This window comes from Colwellia sp. MB3u-41 (assembly GCF_014076845.1).
Classification (GTDB): Bacteria; Pseudomonadota; Gammaproteobacteria; order Enterobacterales; family Alteromonadaceae; genus Colwellia_A.
This window is the reverse complement of record NZ_JACGUT010000082.1, coordinates 65719-84784: the sequence shown is the minus strand read 5'-3', so window position 1 is coordinate 84784 and position 19066 is coordinate 65719. Positions and strand designations below refer to the sequence as shown.

Genomic DNA, 19066 nt, shown 5'->3' with positions numbered 1-19066 from the left:
AATTAATTGAATTTATGAGTCGATAAAGTCACCAAAATTTATTTTAGTACCTTGTTTAATTACTTTGTTTGCTGAAAAACCCACTACTTTATCCCATAGAATTGGTGGTAAACCATCGCCAGGTCTACGTAGTCCGATGTTTTTATCTGTTAGCTTATCGTTAGGGTTTATATCAGTAATAGCAACAATACTTCTTCTTGCTAAGGTGCGCATAGATAGCTCCTGCTCAGTAGCTCTAATAACTGCGCTGCCTTTCATCACATAGGCTTGATGAATAGAGTCACGCCACTGCTTTAACGATATAGGGTTTTCTGAAAACCAATGATCAGGCCCCTGTAAGTTATGATCTAAAGTAAAATGTTTTTCAAATAATGCGGCACCATACGTAACAGCTAAAGAAGAAGCCAAAGCCCCTTGAGAATGATCCGAGAACCCAAGTACTAACATAGGGAAGGCTGCTTTTAATGTACGTAACTTCTCTAAATTAATATCTTCAGGTGGTGTTGGATACTGAGAAGTACATAGGCACAAAATTATCGGAGCTCCCTCAAAAGCACCTACGGCTTCAAGGGCGATAAATACATCAGATAAATCAGCCATGCCACAGGATAAAATCATTGGTAAATTGGCTTTTTTATATGATTTCAATAAGGGGATATTATTAAAATCATCAGAGCCTACTTTAATTACATCGATTCCTATATCAAGTAATAATTCGAGATCACTAGGGTTTTGTGGTGTTGATAAAAACATTATATTTTGTTTATCGCAATACGCTTTTACTTGTCGCCATTCATCAACCGTAAACTCCATTCTCTTAAACATATCTAACATTGGCTCAGTGATTTGTTTACCTTGAGAGTTATAGGTAAACATCTGCTGAGGATCACCACAAAATTGTTCAGCTTTAAACGTTTGAAATTTAACCGCATTCACCCCTGATTCTACAGCAACATCAATCATTTTAAAGGCAGTTGTCAGATCTCCATTATGATTAATTCCGGCTTCAGCAATAATAAATGGCTGGTTATTCTCTGAAATTACATGCTCACCAATAATAACTGAATTCATTATTTCACCAAGTAAAAGTCAAACATATGGGTAGACTGGAATAAATTAGGATTGTTTTTTGTTTGCTGGCATTGTTTAAAGCCGACAGAATGTGCAATTGTTTTTAGTTGGCTAAAGTCAATCCAAAAGCGATTGGTTAATTCTTCTTCAATTGCATGTTTTATGCGTTCTTCTGGCCAGTCTAATGTTTGATATGAGGCGATGTGTTTATCTCTACGTGATAGATCAGTTGTTTGAGTAACGAAAATCCGACCATTAGCGGCGGTAACATTAAATAAGTTTTTTAAAATAATTTCAATTTCATCATAAGTATCAAAATACTGTAATGCTCCCCCCAGTAATATTTTGTGATATAAAATATTTGATTCTTTTGTTTGGACTAAAGTTAATAAATTATCAACATAAGGATGAACATTATCAAATATTTTGCAATCTATTTTCGCACGTTTAATTGCTTCTTCAGAATAATCAAATAAATGTACTTCTTGCACCAATGGCGAAAAATACATAGATAAATAACCACAACCGCCGGCAGCATCAAGCAGTACAGTACTTTTATTAACACCATCTAATCCATTGATTATATCTGTAATATATGAAAAGTAATCACTTATGCTATCGCTGCTTCTTCCCATTGTGGCAAAAGGGTTATTAAGTTGTGTTGTTTCGTTCCAACGATGTCGCCATAATTCACTACGTTTACATGTATCACTATCTATCATTATCTTCTCCAATTGCTGATGCTAATAACTTTGCTGCTCTTATTGCTCCTTGGCCATCACATAATCTTAAAGCCTGTTGTGATAACATCGAACATTGTGTTACATGGGTAATTATTGATAATTTTTTTAAAAAACCATCACTATCTAATGTAGTTTCTTCACCTAAGTATACGTTTTTCATTGTTTTAGTTACTAGCTCTATATTTCTATGTTGATTTGAGCATGTTTTTATCAAAGCACAAGGTATGCCAAGGCTAAATGCTTCCCACATTATATTTCCTGCTGCGGTAATAATTACCTGTTGCTGTGCCATAGCAAGCGCTATGCTTTTAGAATCTATGATGAAGTTTATCCGTGAGTTATCATACTTTTTAATCATTGGTGGTATATGCTTATTAGCCGATGTACTTAAAACATTAATATGGACATTTAAGGGAAGTGATATTAGCCAACTTAACAATTTTTCTGTCGTATTTAAAGGATCTGTTGCGCCGATAGCTAGCATTAAATTAGTTGTCAAAACAGGATGTTTTTTAATTTCGTTTGGTTTGCATTGATTTTGTGGTTTATGCTGAAACTCTTCGCGAAGTAGCGCATACTTAGGGCCTAGCAGTAGTGTTGTTGTACTTGATATTGAAGAATACTCTTGTTCGTAATAACACGAAGCATCCCATATGAAATCTACATTATTCCAAATTCTACCTGAATCATTTAGTACCATTAAACGCTCAGCATTTTGTTTTATTATAGTCATCCAAAGCGTTTCAATCTGGTAATGATCAATGATGATCAAACTCACAGTTAAATTATATTTTCCCATCTGTATTAGCCATTGCTGGGCGTTTTCTTTTTGGTTACTTCCATCTAGCCTCTGATGTTTAGACAACATTATATGCTGATGGGGACTTACTTTTAGTCTTTTTTCAATTTGCTCCTCATCTGTCTCTAGCAAAAAAACACAATCTAAGCCCTCATTAAATAGTGCATTCGCTAATGATAAACAGCGATAAAAATGACCAAACCCGATAGTGGCGTTTGCATCACATCGAAAACAAATGGTCATTACCGCACCTTAAATACAGGTTTAGTCACCACACCATGAAAGTGTTGAGTGAAGTTTCCTTCAGCATTAATTCTTACAGCCTTGGGGATTATGTCATCATAGGCGTTGAGTAGTGTTTGGATATGCTCTTTCTGATGCGCATAAGAAATATTATGTGCGTTACCAACGAGAATACCACGAGCATGCATCTCTTGTTGTATATAAGACGAAAGCTCTTGCTCGGTAACCGCTTGTGTTTGAGCCACCAATAAAAATGGCCATGCTTTATGACCTGATACGGAAAATAACGCTTGAGCATTATGCTTTGTAATTATGGTGTTAAGTCCGTTAATTAACAAATCACCCATGGCATGTGTATGAGCTAATACATCAGAGGCTTTAAATTTATTGATAGTCGCTTTAGCCGCTGCTAACGATAAGGTTTCACCACCAAAAGTACCTGAATAGAAGATATCTTCCATTAGCATCATTAACTCTTTTTTACCTGCGATAACTGATAAAGGAAAGCCATTGGCGATACCTTTACCAAAAGTAGATATATCAGGTGTAACATCAAATAAGTGTTGAGCGCCATTTAAGTGAAACCTAAAGCCTGTGATAATTTCATCAAAGATTAATACAGCGTTATGTTTAGCTGCTAATGCTTTTACTTGCTGTAAAAAATTATTTTTAGGGAAGAACACATTCATTGGTTCTAAAATAATGGCGGCAATTTTTCCGCTATTATTGTTAAGCACTTTCTCAAGGGAAGATATATCATTGTAATTAAACTTATGAGTTAGAGATTTTACACACTCAGGAACGCCTAAGCTGCGTGTGGTTGATCCAATATACCAATCTTGCCAACCATGGTAGCCGCATACAGCAATATGCTCTTGACCCGTATAAGCGCGAGCTATTCTGATAGCAGCAGAGGTAACGTCACTGCCATTCTTTCCAAAACGAACCATTTCAGCACTTGGAATTAACTCAATAATTTGTTCCGCAACTTCCATTTCAAGTAGGTGAGGCAATGAAAATGTCACCCCTGATTTGATTTGCTCAATAACTGCAGTATCAACATCTACATCACAATAGCCAAGCGAGATAGATAATAAGCCATTTACAAAATCAATATATTGATTGTCATCGGCATCCCAGACTAAGCAGCCAGAGCCATGTTTAATAAACAATGGTGAAACCCCCAACGGATAGACTAATTTACTTTTACTAAAAGTTTGTGAACCTAAAGGAATACTTTGCTCTGCACGGTTAAGTAATTGTTCTGATACAGTAAATTTTTTATTCATATCCGAGTTCCTCGTCCTTCATAAGGGACTTTATTAAACCTTCATTACGAATGAATTGTTGGTTTATTTTTGTTAATTCTGGCTGTTGTTGTAGCAACTCAAATATATCAGTTAAGGTAAAGTTTGTTTTTTTTTGATAGAGTGATTGGTATATTTTATTAATTAAATCAAAGTCTTCAGGTTCATCTACAGTCCAGCGATAATAAGATAGATCGGGGGTGTGGCGATAGTTTATCCGTTTAAATGAGTCTGGATTATTATGAATAAAAGATGTTACATGCTCACGCTCAGAAGGCTTTTTAGCGAGAAAATTAGATTTTTTTAAGGCTTCAAAGCTAAATACTTCTACATCTAAACCATCGGGTAAGGTAGCGGGTTCACAATTTGAGCAGTAATCGACCTGGCTTAATAAAAATAAACGTATGACCCGATCAACAATATGACTATCTATTAAAGGACAATCGCCTGTTATTCTGACGATATTCTTAACCTTACCATCAGAATTATTAGTTAAAGCAGCTTGATAATATCTCTCTAATACGTCATCTAAAGAGCCTCTAAAACAGCTAATATCTAACTGCTTGCATAGTGCTGCGATTGGATTGTCACTGGTTAGTGTACTAGTGGCGACAATGAGTTTATGAGGCGTTTTAACTTTCGCAAGTCTTGCTAATTGATGACTCAGCATTGGCTTACCTAGAATAGGGAGTAATACCTTATTAGGTAGTCTTGATGATGAGGTTCTTGCTTGTACTATAATTAAGGTGTCTGTCATTTTTATTTTTGTGGCCAATAGCTCGGATTTATAAAATTTATTCGTTGATCTACCAACTTAGAAAGTTCGTCTGTGTTGATAGCTAATACTTTTGCATGCTGATATGCCAAAACTAATTCGTTCAGTTCTTGACAATTACATACACCAATAATTAACTTATCAATAATATGACTATAGTCATGCGACTCTTGTGCCACTATTGCTAATGCTAAAGTTAGCTTTGAGCAATTTAAATGCTTAGCAAGTAGAGTAAATGCGGCTAATTTACTTTCGAAAGGATGAAAGTATTGAGGTAATTCTTGTTTATTAAAAAAAATCAAACCTTGTAAAAATAACGAACGGGCATGGAGTTTGATTTTTTTCTCTTGGCATAAGTTTATAATATCCGGTGCTAAAAATCGTTGATCAAAGATATTAATAGGTACTTGAGCAAAATCAATAGGAAAATGCTGAGCTATATTATGCAACTCTGTTGGGTTATATAATGAAGCACCAATTTTCTTAATTAGCTTTTGTTTTTTTAATACGTCCAATTGTTGAAAAAATTGTTTTCTTTTAGGATGTATTATTAAGTCATCTGCTTGATGTAATAACAAACCATAAAGTTGCTGCTGTTGCAGTTTTCGAAAACTTTGATCAAAATAATCTAAAAGGGATTCTTGTTCAGGCGCTAAAGGTGGTATTTTAGTGATAACGTTAAAGTTCGAATTAGGTATTAATTGCCCTAACACTTGTTCGCTATCCCCGTACATTGCAGCACAGTCAAGTGTTGAAATACCTACAGAAAAAGCCTGATCTAGTATTTCTTTTATTTCTGTCTTTGATACTTTTCCTTGGCGGTTACTAATACCATAATCTAAGCCAAACTGTGCGGTGCCAAGAGCTAACTTCATAAAAAGCTTATTATTGTATTTATAATGTATTGTTGATCACCATTAGAAAGCTCAGGATATAAAGGTAAGGTTATTGCACGTTGATAATAGCTTTCTGCATTAGGGTAATCGCCAACACAGAAGCCTAATTTTTGGTAATAGGGCTGGGTATGAATAGGAATATAATGAACATGAGCAAGAATATTACACTCTCGTAGTTTAGTTATAATTTCTTTATGTCGAGTGGCATTCTCACCTGCTAACAAAACAATATATAAATGATAGGCTGAATAGCAATTATCTGTAGGTATTAATGGCGTTAATTCACATTTTTCAAAAGCAATATCATAACGTTTTGCAATCTCATTACGCTTACTCACAAAATTGTTTAGCTGGGATAATTGGCTTGTACCAAGTGCAGCTTGTATGTCTGTTAATCGATAATTAAACCCTAATGCTATTTGCTGATAATACCAAGGCCCATCACTTTCTCCAATCATATTACTTTCGACTGAAGTAATACCATGGCTTCTATATAAACGTAGTTTTTCAATTAATTCAGGAGAATTTGTTACAGCCATCCCCCCTTCCGCACTGGTAATTATCTTTACCGGGTGAAAACTAAAGACGGTTATATCTGAAAACTGACAATTTCCTACAGGAGCATTAAAATAATATGAACCAATGGCATGCGAAGCATCCTCAATAATTGCGAAGTTATATTTATTAGCTAATTCCTTAACTGCTTTCATATCACAAGGTTGCCCAGCCAAATGAACAAAGATAACAACTTTAGGCAATGTGTTAGTCAATTTAGCATTGATAAGTTTATCGGTTAACGCTTTGACAGATAAATTACCTGAAGCTAAGTCGATATCAACAAAATCAATACTTGCTCCACAATAAAGGGCACAGTTTGCCGATGCAACAAAAGATATGGGAGTGGTCCAAACAATATCCCCTACGCCCACTTCTAAAGCTAAGCAAGATATATGTAATGCAGAGGTCGCACTATTTACTGCACAGGCAAAGTCAACTTGGCAATGGTCTGCTATATTTTTTTCGAATAAGGGCACTTGAGGCCCTTGCGTTAAAAAATCGGATGTAAGAACATTAATAACGCTATCAATATCTTCCTGACTTATTTTTTGTTTGCCGTAAGGGATCATTTTTCAGCCATCGTATTAAAACTTATAAGCTCTTTTACCGTAAGAAAGTGTTTATTGTTTTTGGAGTTATACTCGAAACCTGGCTCAACACTATGACCACTTTCATTTAGTGCATTATGGGTAAAGTCATTACTTCTGCTAGAGAATATAATACTAGGCGCAATAACGAAGTGATCATCATATTCATAAGTTTGATAACAATTATCTGAGGGACACATTATTTCATGTAATTTCTCGCCGGGTCGAATTCCTACTATTTTTATAGGTAGATTAGGCGCCATTGCTTTAGCCAAATCAATAATTCGCATTGACGGTATCTTAGGAATGAAAATTTCACCACCCAACATACGTTGAAAGTTTTTTAAAACAAAGTCGACACCGCCTTGCAAAGAAATCCAAAAACGAGTCATTTCTGCATGAGTAATGGGTAAACTTGTTGTGCCATCGTCAAGCAGTTTTTTAAAAAATGGCACTACGGAACCACGAGAGCCAACAACATTACCGTAACGTACTACTGAAAATAATGTTTTATAACCGCCACTCATATTATTTGCAGCAACAAAAAGTTTGTCTGATGCTAATTTTGTGGCGCCGTATAAATTAATAGGGTTTGCGGCCTTGTCTGTTGAAAGAGCGATAACTTTCTCAACATTATTCGCTAAAGCAGCATTAATGACATTTTCTGCACCATTAATATTGGTTTTAATACATTCCATCGGGTTGTATTCTGCAGCAGGTACTTGTTTTAACGCAGCAGCATGAATGACGAGGTCAATTCCATTCATCGCTTGAATTAAGCGTTCTTTATCTCTGACATCACCAATAAAATAGCGCATACAGGGGGCATCATAAATTTGTTGCATGTCAAATTGTTTTAGCTCGTCTCTTGAGTAAATGACAATTCGTTTGGGGTTATATTGTTCAAGAAGGGTTTTTACATAGAGCTTTCCAAAAGAGCCCGTCCCGCCGGTAATTAGAATGCTTTTATTATCGAACATCTTTATTTGCCTTTATTTTTGTCGATAGAATAATATCGAAATTAATAAAATAAATCATTTAATATCATACATGTTTTACAATACTACCGTGTATTTCTATTTATCTTTAACAAATCATCCTATTTATTATAAATTCGCATTAATAGCTGCTCGTTTTCGCGCACTATGCAAACTGATTTTTTGGATAGTCGTAATCGTACAAATAGTTTAATTATGGCAACGTTTTTAACGTTAATAGATCTTATTTTAAAAGCATTCAATAAGTTAGATAATAGGGTTTAATATTTTTGATAGGCATTAGCCTTTTTTTTACCTTTCTTTAAGCTTATAAGTTTTTCAGAAAAAGACTGTTTTATTTTTTGACACTTCGTGTTTAATGACTCATCGAGCGTAATGATCTGATTGACGTGAAAGAGGTGAATTTGTATTTGTTCTTTTGAATATTGATCAAATAATTGTTTAAGCAATATTTCACGTTCATTTTTAAGATTTATAAGTTGTTCATTTATTTCATCTTGAGCTAGTTCTTTTGTATTATCAAGCTCATCAAGCCTCACTAATAATTGTTGTGACTTGATGATAATATTCTTAATGACACTTTCTATCGACGGTGTCACTAAAAACTAACCTTACCTTGTTCTTCAAGAGGAATAGCATCCCAACCGGACTTTATAGGAATAATAATTAATGCAATATCATTGAGTAAATCTATATCATTATTGGTGTTTGCTTCAAAAAGTTTTTCAGAGCAAAAATTATATAAAGAAGATAAATTTGTTGATATTTCTCCTCCCTTTTCATGATCTAAGGAACCTTCTAATACACCTACAATAGCAATAGCATTAGATATTTGGATGCCTTTTTTTGCATAATCTTTTTGAGATATAGCACCTTTAGCGGTTGCGATGTTATCTAATAATTTTTGAAATAATAAAGCCACTAGCCGATAAGGAGAGGCTTCTCCTGCATTACTTAGTTCTGTTTGTTTATATTTTTTTAATGATATATGAGGCATTATTTACTCCAAAATTTAACACTTACCTGATGTTGCTATATTTATTTTAGTTTAATTGTATTATTTATAACAACAGAAAACCCTTCATTTTGCGCTTTCTTAAATGCTTCTATTAATGTCGAATGTTGTATACCTTCAATATTATCAATAAGACCATTATCTGTTATTTCAATATTATCCCAACCTCGGTTAACTAAGTATTGTTCAATATCACTAAGCTGTTCTTCTAAATTATCATTTTTTAAAAACATATTGAAAGCATGCACATTACCTAACACATGTTCATTACTGCCAGACACACATTCAGCACTACCGTTTAATATTAACATTTATCTACCCTATTATTTAAAAGTACTTAAGTTCTATTTTATAGAAGCATTCATAAATCGTGCCATTTTTTTGATGGGAAATTGACAGATATATTCATTTACTTGATAAAGAGCGCGCTAACTAAGCAACTGTAACATTAGTTCAGGGGTAGCCTTACTTTGACTTAGCATTGATGTAATAGCTTGCTGCTTTATTTGCTGAGAAACTAATGTTGCAGTTTCTATTGCATAGTCAGTATCTTGTATTCGTGAACGACTAGCCGTTACGTTTGCTTGTATATTATTCAAATTACTTATCGTGTGTTCAAGTCTGTTTATAGAAGCGCCAAGATGTGAACGTTGATTATCAACAAATTGCAATGCGGTATCTATTGTTGTGGTTGCAAGTTGAGAGTCCTCTTTTAAGTCCACCCCATTTAAACCAAGATTATCACTGGAGAAACCCGCAACAATCATATTTATCGTTTGGTTTGCATCAGCGCCTATTTGAAATGACGTCGTTTTACCGCTAATGGTAACTGAGTTGTTATAATCTTCTAAAGCAACTTCATTAAAGCTTGTAGGGTCCCAGTTAGTACCAGAACCAAAATCAGTGTTGGTTGTGTTATCGTCACCATTGACAAAATAGCTGTCAAAATTGGATGTCGTTTTTGCACTGCTAGCACCAACAATAGTTTCTTCTCGACTTATGCCTCCAGCAGCATCGAGACCACCAAATGCGCCATTGTCGGCGTTAGAGGTATCAATGTTAGCGGTTACAAAGTCTTCAAAGGTAGTGCCTGCCATTAATGTCGATTGTAAAGCTGCATTGCTGGCGAAAGTGCCTTGTGCAGCAAGTGCTGAATCGAAAGAGTTACCACCGGATAAACTGGTCATGATATTTTTAATGCCCGCTTCACCAATTTGGTCCTCTAAATAACGCATTGTGATATAACCGCCAGAATAAACCCCCGCGATTTGGATACCTGTTGATGGGGTAGAGCCCGGTATTGCAGCAAAAATGGAATTTGTTTCGTTTCTCAAGTTGGTTAAGCCATAACTAGCAATGTCTGAAGCAACTCTATCATCAGCTCCACTGACCGCTTCGGCGGTGCCTTCGGAAAACCAAATGGGCACAGAACTTAAATCCATTTGATTTGCCATTACCGCGTGCGTCATTTCATGGAGTAAGGTCGACTTCAAGTCTTTGACCTTCGCTGAGTCTAAAGTAGAAAAATCATCTAAATCTATGGTCATTACCAATTCAGTGCCGTTACCGGGACCGAGAAATGAAACTGATGCAAGTTTTCCTCCAGCACCATCAACGTTTTCAAGATCAATTTTCATTTTTGCGCCATCACCAGATAAACCTAAGACGCTTTGGATTATGTTTTCAGACTCTGCTAAAACGCCACTTTGCAAGACATTTAAAATGTTTCTTTCGGCTTCATTGGCGCCGCCTAATCCTTTTCGCTCAACTTGATCAAAAACTTTATTACCACCAAAGGTCGTCGTTTTATTTATTCTGTCTAATTCTTGTTTTAGCTGTTCACTTTCTTTGTTTAATGCACTTTTATCATCAGGGGATAATATACCATTGCCTGCTTGTAATGAAAGATCACGCATTCTAAATAATATATTAGTAACTTCTTCTAATGCACCTTCAGTCGTTTGTGCAAGAGATACTCCATCGTTGGCATTACGCTGAGCAACAGAAAGTCCGTTAACTTGTGAAGTCAGTCTATTAGATATTTGTAGGCCAGCAGCGTCATCTTTTGCTGAATTAATACGCATACCCGAAGACAAACGAGCGTAAGTAACAGATAATTTATTAGAGTTATCTGTCATTTGGCGCTGTAAAAATAAGCTTGTGCTGTTGGTAATTATACTATTCATTTCAAACCATACTCAACGTGTAAATTACTCTTATTAAAATAGTTATCGGTTGCATTGAACATTTCTTTAATTTATTTCATCTTATTTATAATTAAGATGATTTATATACTTTAGTCAAAGTAATGGCACAAGGTGTCAATTTTTTGTTGCTTATTTAGTATATCGCGCTAAAATCTGTTTATTAGTTAATAAAAATATTGGTTTATCAAGATTATGCAGGGTCAAAAACATGTGCTTGTCGTGGATAACGACATTGCCAGGCGCGATCAAATAGCCACCGTATTATCATTTGTAGGCGAACATTTTTATGTTTGCCCTGAAGAAGATATTAATCAGTATTTTAACGAATCTGATCATATTCTTACCGTTATTTTATGCGGTAAGGTCAGTGAGCTGCTTGTTGAATTTGTTAACAAGCATCCCGCAACCCCCTTTATTTTACATGATGTGCTTGATGCTAGTTTACTTAATAAAGCGGTAAATGTACTAGGCAGTTTGGCTGTACCATTGAATTATGCTCAACTTACTGAGCAAGTACATCACTGCCATCAATACCATAACCAATTACCTTCAAAAAGAAACCACAATGGTCCTAATCTGTTATTTCGATCTTTGGTCGGTACCAGCGAGCCTATGCTACAAGTTAGATTTTTAATTGAGCAAGTGGCAAGTACTCAAGCCAGTGTGTTGGTCTTAGGAGAATCCGGAACGGGTAAAGAAGTTGTTGCACGTAATATTCATAATTTGTCTGATCGTGCAAAAGGACCTTTTGTACCGGTTAATTGTGGGGCTATTCCTGGTGAATTACTCGAAAGTGAGTTATTTGGCCATGAAAAAGGGGCATTTACAGGGGCTATTTCTACGCGCAAAGGCCGTTTTGAAATGGCAGAAGGTGGTACCTTATTTCTTGATGAAATCGGAGATATGCCACAACCCATGCAAGTAAAGCTTCTGCGTGTGCTACAAGAGCGTACTTTTGAACGCGTAGGTGGTGCAAAAAGTATTAAAACTAACGTCCGTATCATTGCCGCGACGCACCAACACTTAGAAGAGATGATCACCGCAGGAACCTTTCGTGAAGATCTGTTTTATCGTCTGAATGTTTTTCCTATTGAAACACCGGCACTACGTGATAGAAAAGAAGATATTCCTTTGCTGATTAAAGAACTTATTGCTCGTTTTGAAGCAGAGCAAGGACAAAGTGTTCGTTTTACTGAGCAAGCGATTGAATCGTTAAAACTACATGCTTGGGCGGGTAATGTTCGTGAACTATCAAACTTGATTGAGCGTATGATTATTATGTTTGGTGAGCAGGTTGTCAATGTCAATGAATTACCTGCAAAATATCGTCATATTGATGTTGAAGAGTATCAACCGGCATATCCTGATGAGTTGCAAGAACGTGATGCGATAAATGAGCTATTTGCTGGTTTTGATTACGATGATGACGAAGAAGACATCACGAATTTTGATGATGAACTCAAAGGTGAATCTGTCGTTGATGTGCTACCCAATGAGGGTTTAAATTTAAAAGAGTACTTAGCAGATTTAGAAGTTTCGATGATAAACCAAGCGCTTGATAAAAATGATTGGGTGGTTGCTCGCTCTGCAGAATTACTTGGGATGCGCAGAACCACGTTAGTTGAAAAAATGCGAAAGTATAGTTTACAAAAGCATACCAGCTAATCGTTTTTTGTGCGCTTTTATCTTTACGTAGAATGACACTTAGCGACTACTTCGTTGAGTGTTTTTTGTTAGTAGACGGTAAAGCCAAATCTTTGACAACGTTTTTTGTACGTAAAATGACTTCTAACCTCATGTAAATTAATACAAAGCCTCTTTGGCATAGTTAATGCTTTATTCAGTTAGTATTTTAAAATTGAGTAAAGTATATGACCGTTGCAGTTTCACATTCATTAGCATCTTCAACCTTATCTTCATCCCTTAATTGTGTGGAAGATAGTTTATTTCATCAAGCTAAGTTTGCTTTTACTCAGCAGCCTTTTTCTGCAAGTGATACTTTAGAAAGTGAAGCATACCGTGGTGAGCTTTCCTTACTTCGTCAAAAATCAAAGCAACTTGAACAAATTATCGATGTTATGCCTACGGGGATGATAATGCTTGATGGTGATGGCATTGTGATTAAAACCAATAAAATTGCTAGCCTGTTGCTTGACGAACCTATTTTGGGTCAAGCGTGGTTTGATGTGATTAAACGCTCTTTTAAACCACGTGCAGACGATTGGCATGAAGTGTCATTAAAAGATGGTCGGCGAGTTAAGCTAGAAATTACCGCCTTGGGTGACCAACCAGGGCAGCTAATTATGATCACCGACCTCACGGAAACACGTTTATTACAAGACAAACTTAGCCATATGCAACGTTTATCTTCATTAGGTCACTTGGTTTCAAAACTTGCTCATCAAATTCGCACCCCACTTTCTGCCGCAATGTTATATGGCGCAAATTTAAAAAATAAAAAACTTTCTCCAGACGATCGCGGTAGTTTTCAAGAAAAATTAATGGCGCGTTTGCACGACTTAGAACAACAAGTAAACGACATGTTGCTCTTTTCCAAAAGTGGCAAGCAGAAAGTTGTTGAACCGCTCTCTATTAATAAATTGATTACATATTCAGTTAACAGTGTTGAAGCCTTAATTTTGCAGGCTAAAGCGAAAGTAAATATCAAACTTTGTGATGATGATTGCCAAATCTTGGGTAATAAGCGCGCTTTGAGCGGGGCAATTGAAAACTTAATTCATAATAGTTTGCAAGTGATCAAACAAGGAGCAGAAATTACACTTACGACTTTCTGCCAAAATGAATATGCCTACATTAGTGTACAAGACAATGGGCAAGGTATTGATAAAGAACTTGCCAGTAAAATTTTTGAACCTTTTTATACATCAAGAGCGCAAGGTACAGGTTTAGGTTTAGCGGTTGTTAAATCAGTTGCAAAGGCGCATCAAGGTGATGTGCGTTTAGTGAGTAAGCCAGGAGAGGGTGCACACTTTTGTATTCACTTGCCTATTTTAGAAACAAACCATGTTAATGGGGAGAACACTAATGGATCAGAGTAAAATATTAGTGGTTGAAGATGATGCGGGACTACGCGAAGCACTCATTGATACCTTGAAATTATCAGGTTATCAGTGTATTGAAGCTGATTCAGGTGAAGTGGCTTTACTTATTCTCAAAGAACAAAGTGTTGATCTTGTGGTGAGTGACGTACAAATGGGTGGGATGTCAGGTTTAACTTTACTTAACAGTATCAAGAGAAAATGGCCAAATTTACCCGTGCTCATTATGACAGCATACGGCACGATTCATGATGCAGTACAAGCGATGCGTGATGGCGCTTGTAATTATATGGCGAAACCTTTTGCTCCTGAAGTTTTGTTAAACATGGTTAATCAATATGTGCCATTAAACGTGACGAAACGTCATGAGCCCGTGGTGGCTGATGCACGCAGCATTGAATTATTAGTGTTGGCTAAAAAAGTGGCGACTACAGATGCTTCCGTTATGGTGCTTGGCCCAAGCGGTTCAGGTAAAGAAGTACTCGCGCAATATGTTCATTATAATTCAAACCGAAGTGACAAGCCTTTTGTTGCTATAAATTGTGCCGCAATTCCTGAGAATATGCTTGAAGCGACTTTATTTGGTTATGAAAAAGGGGCTTTTACCGGCGCCATTCAAGCATGCCCAGGTAAGTTTGAACAAGCGCAGGGTGGTACTATCTTATTAGATGAAATCACTGAAATGGATCTTGGCTTACAAGCAAAAATTTTACGGGTGTTGCAAGAGCGAGAAGTTGAACGTTTAGGGGGGCGTAAAACGATTAAGCTTGATGTTCGTATTATAGCAACCAGTAACCGTGATTTACATGCTGCGGTTAAAGACGGAATATTTCGTGAAGATTTATATTACCGTTTAAATGTTTTTCCATTAACGTGGTTACCATTGAAAAAACGTAGAGATGATATTGTACCTTTAGCTAAGCATTTAATTACCCAAGCATCGGTTGCTAATGGTCTTGTTATCCCAGAACTTACTGCTTCAGCTAGAAATAAACTGGCCAGTTATGATTGGCCGGGTAATGTCCGAGAATTAGACAATGTTATTCAAAGAGCTATTATTTTACACAGTGACCATCTTATTGATGCGGGTGATCTATTAATTGAAAATTTTGATAGTGAAATTGTTACTGAGATACCGTTAGAAAATAATAATGAAGATAAACTAGGCAATGAACTAAAACTACAAGAGCATCAAATTATTCTTGATACGCTGACCGCCTGTCAAGGTAGCCGAAAAGATGTTGCTGAACGATTAGGGATCAGCCCAAGAACACTGCGTTATAAAATAGCCAGAATGCGTGATTCAGGTATTCAAATACCCGCATAAAATAACGACAACGGTTAAAAATTCCCTTATAAACCCAACTTTTTTATTAAAATGTTGGGTTTACTGCTATCAGCCCCTTTAAATAACCACTTCTTCCATAATTATAATACTGGCACCATGCTTGCAATATCTGGTTATATCGTGAACTAAGCCGTTATTTTTAGGGTTAGTAGCAAAAAATTGACACAGGTGAGTAGACCATGAATATCGATACCAATTCTTTATATGCACAAATGCAAAGTATGTCGCTTGGAAACTCATCAGCACAAGGTGTCTCATTTGAAAAAATGGGTAATGACCTCGCAATGGGAGATAACGCTTCTCCGGTTGTCAATAAATCTGCAAGTAGCTTTGGCGATATGCTTAAAGATGCTGTGAATAATGTTAATGATATTCAAAAAGATTCAGGTGCTAAGCGTACTGCTTTTGAAATGGGCGACAGAAGCGTTACCCTCGCTGATACCATGGTTGCTTCTGCTAAGGCGGGTATTGCCTTTGACGCTACCGTACAAGTACGTAATAAGTTTGTAGAAGCATACAAAGAAATAATGAATATGCCTGTTTAATGAGTCTTTTGTATTAAAAAAACAGACCTATTTCATCATAAAAATTAAGTGGTAGTGGAGAGAGTAAGTGGCTGATACTGATAATAACTCAATGATTGCTGCAGACGGTGGCACGGGGCTAATGGCAAGCGACGGTTCCGAAAACATGGCTGATGAACAAAAGTCAGGCTTTGCCTCTGCAATGGGTAATGTTGATTTGTTACGCCAAATTACCTTAATTATGGCGCTGGCAATATGTTTAGCCATTGCTGTCTTTGTTATTATGTGGGCAAATCAAGCGGAATACCGATTTCTTGCTAAGCAGCCGACTGAGCAACTAATCAAAACAATGGATTTTCTCGACGCAAACCAAGTGGAATACCGTCAAGAAAATAACACTATTTCAGTACCCAGTGATCAATATCAAGACATCAAAATTTTATTAGCGCGAGAAGGTTTATCAGATGAGCCCTCAGCAGGTAGTGAAATTATTATGCAAGATATGGGCTTTGGTGTTAGTCAGCGACTTGAAACAGAACGCCTTAAGTTTTCTCGTGAACAACAACTTGCTCGGACCATTGAAGAATTACAAGCTATTTCTAGAGCAAAAGTATTATTGGCGATACCGCGGGAAAATATTTTTGCAAAACGCACCCGAAGCGCATCGGGTACCGTTGTCTTAACGCTACGCAAAGGTCGTTTATTATCAGAAGAAGAAGTTGATTCTGTTGTCGATATTATTGCTTCTGCGGTCCAGGGTATGGAACCCAATAGAGTAACCGTTACAGATCAAAATGGGCGCTTACTTAATTCAGGCTCACAAACTTCAGTCTCTTCTCGTTCACGCAAAGAATTTGAAATGGAGAAAAAAAGAGAGAATGAGTACTTAAACAAAATTGACAGTATATTAATTCCAGTTGTTGGATTAGGAAATTACACTGCCCAAGTTAATGTCACTATGGACTTCACCTCAAGTGAAGAAATGCAGCGTCGTTATAATTCCGATTTACCTGCACTGCGCAGTGAGATGAAAATTGAAGACAACACTATTGGTGGTTTATTAGGGGGAATTCCTGGTGCGCTGAGTAATCAACCACCACTTGATTCAAATATTCCAGAGAACGCCAACGGGGGGGCGCAACAAAAATCAATGCCTGGCCGCAGACATAGCGAATCAACCAAAAACTATGAGCTCGACGAAGCAATAAGCCATACTAAACAACAAGCAGGTGTTGTTCGCCGAATCAGTGTTTCTGTCGCACTTGATTATTTATCAGTGCCAGGAGCAGAAGGTGCGACTACACAATCGCCAAGAAGTGTGGAAGAAATGTCAAACATTCGCCGCTTATTACAAGGCAGTATTGGCTTTAACTTACAACGTGGTGATGTTTTAGAGGTGGTTACTTTACCCTTTTCTCGTGAAATTATTGAGCCAGCGCCAAAAGTACCTTTTTATGAAAATACCACCATATTGAAGTTTTTCAAATTAGGTATGGGCGCACTGGTTATTATTGTATTGATATTAGTTGTTGTTAAACCTATGCTCAAACGTCTAATTAATCCAGACCAAACTCCTGACGACTACGGTGATAAATCACTTGATAGTCATATTGATTTGGGTGATGAAACCATGGATATGCTAACATCAGAGTTTGATGCAGCGGCAGTAGGGTTTGCTCCTGATGGGAGTTTACAATTACCAGACCTACATCGTGATGAAGATATACTAAAAGCTGTTCGAGCGCTTGTTGCTAACGAGCCTGAACTTTCCTCTCAAGTAGTTAAAAGTTGGTTGAACGAAGATGAGTGATGAAATGCAAGAGCTAAGCGCTGCACCTAAAGGGTTTGACGTTGACAAACTTGATGGCGCAGAGAAAGCTGCGATATTATTACTCAGTTTATCTGAAGAAGATGCCGCGCAAATATTAAAACATTTAGAACCTAAACAGGTTCAACAAGTGGGCATGGTCATGGCCGCGATGGAAGACTTCACGCAAGAGAAAATTACCGCTGTTCATAAACTTTTTATTCATGAAATACAAAACTTTAGTACAATTGGTTTCCAAAGTGAAGAGTTCGTTCGAAAAGCGTTAACAGCGGCATTAGGTGAAGACAAAGCCGGTAATTTAATTGATCAAATTGTTATGGGTGGCGGTGCAAAAGGTTTAGACTCGTTGAAGTGGATGGACTCAAAACAAGTAGCGAACATTATTCGTAACGAACATCCTCAAATTCAAACTATTGTACTTTCCTATTTAGACCCTGATCAATCGGCTGAAATTATGAGCCAGTTCGCTGAAAAAGTACGTCTTGATTTAATGATGCGTATCGCCAACCTTGAAGAAGTTCAGCCTGCAGCACTGCAAGAACTTAATGAAATTATGGAAAAACAATTTGCCGGTCAAGCGGGCGCACAAGCCGCTAAAATGGGTGGCTTGAAAGCAGCTGCCGATATTATGAACTTTCTTGATACCAATGTTGAAGGTCTATTGATGGACTCTATTCGCGAGCACGATGAAGAAATGAGCCAACAAATACAAGACTTAATGTTTGTCTTTGAAAATCTCGCTGATGTTGACGACCGTGGTATCCAAGCAATATTGCGTGAAGTGCAGCAAGATGCCCTAATGAAAGCAATTAAAGGAGCTGATGATGCTCTGAAAGAAAAAATTATGGCAAATATGTCGAAACGTGCTGCTGAGATGCTTGTCGATGATCTTGAAGCCATGGGACCTGTTCGTATTAGTGAAGTTGAAGCTGCACAAAAAGAAATATTGTCTGTGGCTAGACGTTTATCTGACGCGGGAGAGATTATGCTAGGGGGAGCTGGTGGCGGTGATGAGTTCCTTTAACTCGATGATGCCCCCGTTTTCAAATGACTTGTGCTAAATAGCGCCATCGAATAACGTTACTCATGTAAATATTTAGCGCCTGAA

Annotated in this window: 18 protein-coding genes; 6 read left to right on the top strand and 12 right to left on the bottom strand. The window is 36.9% G+C overall.

Going from position 1 to position 19066, the window contains the following annotated elements; translation table 11 throughout:
* Nucleotides 1-12 precede the first annotated feature (12 nt).
* From H4J73_RS14170 to H4J73_RS14115, 12 genes are all read right to left on the bottom strand, one after another.
* Nucleotides 13-1071, bottom strand: a complete 1059-nt coding sequence (locus tag H4J73_RS14170; RefSeq protein ID WP_182176975.1) for an N-acetylneuraminate synthase family protein — start codon at nt 1069-1071, stop codon at nt 13-15.
* A complete protein-coding gene (locus tag H4J73_RS14165) occupies nt 1071-1793 on the bottom strand; it encodes a bifunctional 2-polyprenyl-6-hydroxyphenol methylase/3-demethylubiquinol 3-O-methyltransferase UbiG (RefSeq protein WP_182176974.1) in 723 nt (240 codons plus the stop codon). Before H4J73_RS14165 ends, H4J73_RS14170 begins: the two co-directional genes overlap by 1 nt.
* Entirely contained in the window at nt 1783-2856 is a 1074-nt protein-coding gene (pseG, locus tag H4J73_RS14160) for a UDP-2,4-diacetamido-2,4,6-trideoxy-beta-L-altropyranose hydrolase (protein WP_182176973.1), read from the bottom strand. Before pseG ends, H4J73_RS14165 begins: the two co-directional genes overlap by 11 nt.
* Nucleotides 2856-4145, bottom strand: a complete 1290-nt coding sequence (locus tag H4J73_RS14155) for an aminotransferase class III-fold pyridoxal phosphate-dependent enzyme (RefSeq protein WP_182223644.1) — start codon at nt 4143-4145, stop codon at nt 2856-2858. Before H4J73_RS14155 ends, pseG begins: the two co-directional genes overlap by 1 nt.
* Nucleotides 4138-4920, bottom strand: a complete 783-nt coding sequence (locus H4J73_RS14150) for a cytidylyltransferase domain-containing protein (protein WP_182176971.1) — start codon at nt 4918-4920, stop codon at nt 4138-4140. Before H4J73_RS14150 ends, H4J73_RS14155 begins: the two co-directional genes overlap by 8 nt.
* Before the next feature lie 2 nt (nt 4921-4922).
* Nucleotides 4923-5813: an aldo/keto reductase gene (locus H4J73_RS14145; protein WP_182176970.1), complete on the bottom strand. Its 891-nt coding sequence runs from the start codon at nt 5811-5813 to the stop codon at nt 4923-4925.
* Nucleotides 5810-6961 carry a UDP-4-amino-4,6-dideoxy-N-acetyl-beta-L-altrosamine transaminase gene (gene pseC, locus H4J73_RS14140; RefSeq protein WP_182176969.1) on the bottom strand — a complete coding sequence of 384 codons (1152 nt, stop codon included), beginning with the start codon at nt 6959-6961 and terminating at the stop codon, nt 5810-5812. Before pseC ends, H4J73_RS14145 begins: the two co-directional genes overlap by 4 nt.
* Nucleotides 6958-7959, bottom strand: a complete 1002-nt coding sequence (gene pseB, locus H4J73_RS14135) for a UDP-N-acetylglucosamine 4,6-dehydratase (inverting) (RefSeq protein WP_182176968.1) — start codon at nt 7957-7959, stop codon at nt 6958-6960. The genes pseC and pseB overlap by 4 nt, the downstream gene beginning before the upstream one ends.
* Before the next feature lie 278 nt (nt 7960-8237).
* Entirely contained in the window at nt 8238-8576 is a 339-nt protein-coding gene (locus H4J73_RS14130; RefSeq protein WP_182176967.1) for a hypothetical protein, read from the bottom strand.
* On the bottom strand, nt 8576-8974 hold the full coding sequence (gene fliS / locus H4J73_RS14125; RefSeq protein ID WP_182176966.1) for a flagellar export chaperone FliS: 399 nt from the start codon (nt 8972-8974) through the stop codon (nt 8576-8578). The genes H4J73_RS14130 and fliS overlap by 1 nt, the downstream gene beginning before the upstream one ends.
* 41 nt (nt 8975-9015) lie before the next feature.
* Nucleotides 9016-9303: a hypothetical protein gene (locus tag H4J73_RS14120; protein ID WP_182176965.1), complete on the bottom strand. Its 288-nt coding sequence runs from the start codon at nt 9301-9303 to the stop codon at nt 9016-9018.
* Nucleotides 9304-9420: 117 nt separating this feature from the next.
* Nucleotides 9421-11178 (bottom strand): flagellinolysin, encoded by a 1758-nt coding sequence (locus H4J73_RS14115; RefSeq protein WP_182176964.1) that lies wholly within the window; start codon nt 11176-11178, stop codon nt 9421-9423.
* 213 nt (nt 11179-11391) lie between these two features.
* On the opposite strand from H4J73_RS14115, the gene H4J73_RS14110 reads away from it, so the two are divergent.
* The 6 genes from H4J73_RS14110 (at nt 11392) to fliG (ending at nt 18982) form a co-directional block, all read left to right on the top strand.
* Nucleotides 11392-12864, top strand: a complete 1473-nt coding sequence (locus H4J73_RS14110; RefSeq protein WP_182223645.1) for a sigma-54 dependent transcriptional regulator — start codon at nt 11392-11394, stop codon at nt 12862-12864.
* Between the two features lie 206 nt (nt 12865-13070).
* Nucleotides 13071-14258: a PAS domain-containing sensor histidine kinase gene (locus H4J73_RS14105; RefSeq protein ID WP_182223646.1), complete on the top strand. Its 1188-nt coding sequence runs from the start codon at nt 13071-13073 to the stop codon at nt 14256-14258.
* The gene (locus tag H4J73_RS14100; protein WP_182176961.1) at nt 14245-15585 is read left to right on the top strand and encodes a sigma-54 dependent transcriptional regulator; all 1341 of its coding nucleotides are present in this window, start codon (nt 14245-14247) and stop codon (nt 15583-15585) included. The genes H4J73_RS14105 and H4J73_RS14100 overlap by 14 nt, the downstream gene beginning before the upstream one ends.
* A 200-nt stretch (nt 15586-15785) precedes the next feature.
* Nucleotides 15786-16151 carry a flagellar hook-basal body complex protein FliE gene (gene fliE / locus H4J73_RS14095; RefSeq protein WP_182176960.1) on the top strand — a complete coding sequence of 122 codons (366 nt, stop codon included), beginning with the start codon at nt 15786-15788 and terminating at the stop codon, nt 16149-16151.
* Nucleotides 16152-16218: 67 nt separating this feature from the next.
* Entirely contained in the window at nt 16219-17940 is a 1722-nt protein-coding gene (gene fliF / locus H4J73_RS14090) for a flagellar basal-body MS-ring/collar protein FliF (protein ID WP_182176959.1), read from the top strand.
* Nucleotides 17933-18982 (top strand): flagellar motor switch protein FliG, encoded by a 1050-nt coding sequence (gene fliG, locus H4J73_RS14085; RefSeq protein WP_182176958.1) that lies wholly within the window; start codon nt 17933-17935, stop codon nt 18980-18982. Before fliF ends, fliG begins: the two co-directional genes overlap by 8 nt.
* The last annotated feature ends 84 nt before the right edge of the window (nt 18983-19066 follow it).

Excerpts from the sequence above, each read along its gene's own strand:
- H4J73_RS14145 (WP_182176970.1), bottom strand. The coding sequence starts at position 5,813 with ATGAAGTTAGCTCTTGGCACCGCACAGTTTGGCTTAGATTATGGTATT.
- fliG (WP_182176958.1), top strand. The coding sequence starts at position 17,933 with ATGAGTGATGAAATGCAAGAGCTAAGCGCTGCACCTAAAGGGTTTGAC.
- H4J73_RS14115 (WP_182176964.1), bottom strand. The coding sequence starts at position 11,178 with ATGAATAGTATAATTACCAACAGCACAAGCTTATTTTTACAGCGCCAA.
- pseB (WP_182176968.1), bottom strand. The coding sequence starts at position 7,959 with ATGTTCGATAATAAAAGCATTCTAATTACCGGCGGGACGGGCTCTTTT.
- H4J73_RS14150 (WP_182176971.1), bottom strand. The coding sequence starts at position 4,920 with ATGACAGACACCTTAATTATAGTACAAGCAAGAACCTCATCATCAAGA.
- H4J73_RS14100 (WP_182176961.1), top strand. The coding sequence starts at position 14,245 with ATGGATCAGAGTAAAATATTAGTGGTTGAAGATGATGCGGGACTACGC.
- H4J73_RS14165 (WP_182176974.1), bottom strand. The coding sequence starts at position 1,793 with ATGATAGATAGTGATACATGTAAACGTAGTGAATTATGGCGACATCGT.
- pseG (WP_182176973.1), bottom strand. The coding sequence starts at position 2,856 with ATGACCATTTGTTTTCGATGTGATGCAAACGCCACTATCGGGTTTGGT.
- H4J73_RS14105 (WP_182223646.1), top strand. The coding sequence starts at position 13,071 with ATGACCGTTGCAGTTTCACATTCATTAGCATCTTCAACCTTATCTTCA.
- fliE (WP_182176960.1), top strand. The coding sequence starts at position 15,786 with ATGAATATCGATACCAATTCTTTATATGCACAAATGCAAAGTATGTCG.
- pseC (WP_182176969.1), bottom strand. The coding sequence starts at position 6,961 with ATGATCCCTTACGGCAAACAAAAAATAAGTCAGGAAGATATTGATAGC.
- H4J73_RS14110 (WP_182223645.1), top strand. The coding sequence starts at position 11,392 with ATGCAGGGTCAAAAACATGTGCTTGTCGTGGATAACGACATTGCCAGG.
- H4J73_RS14155 (WP_182223644.1), bottom strand. The coding sequence starts at position 4,145 with ATGAATAAAAAATTTACTGTATCAGAACAATTACTTAACCGTGCAGAG.
- fliS (WP_182176966.1), bottom strand. The coding sequence starts at position 8,974 with ATGCCTCATATATCATTAAAAAAATATAAACAAACAGAACTAAGTAAT.
- H4J73_RS14170 (WP_182176975.1), bottom strand. The coding sequence starts at position 1,071 with ATGAATTCAGTTATTATTGGTGAGCATGTAATTTCAGAGAATAACCAG.
- H4J73_RS14120 (WP_182176965.1), bottom strand. The coding sequence starts at position 9,303 with ATGTTAATATTAAACGGTAGTGCTGAATGTGTGTCTGGCAGTAATGAA.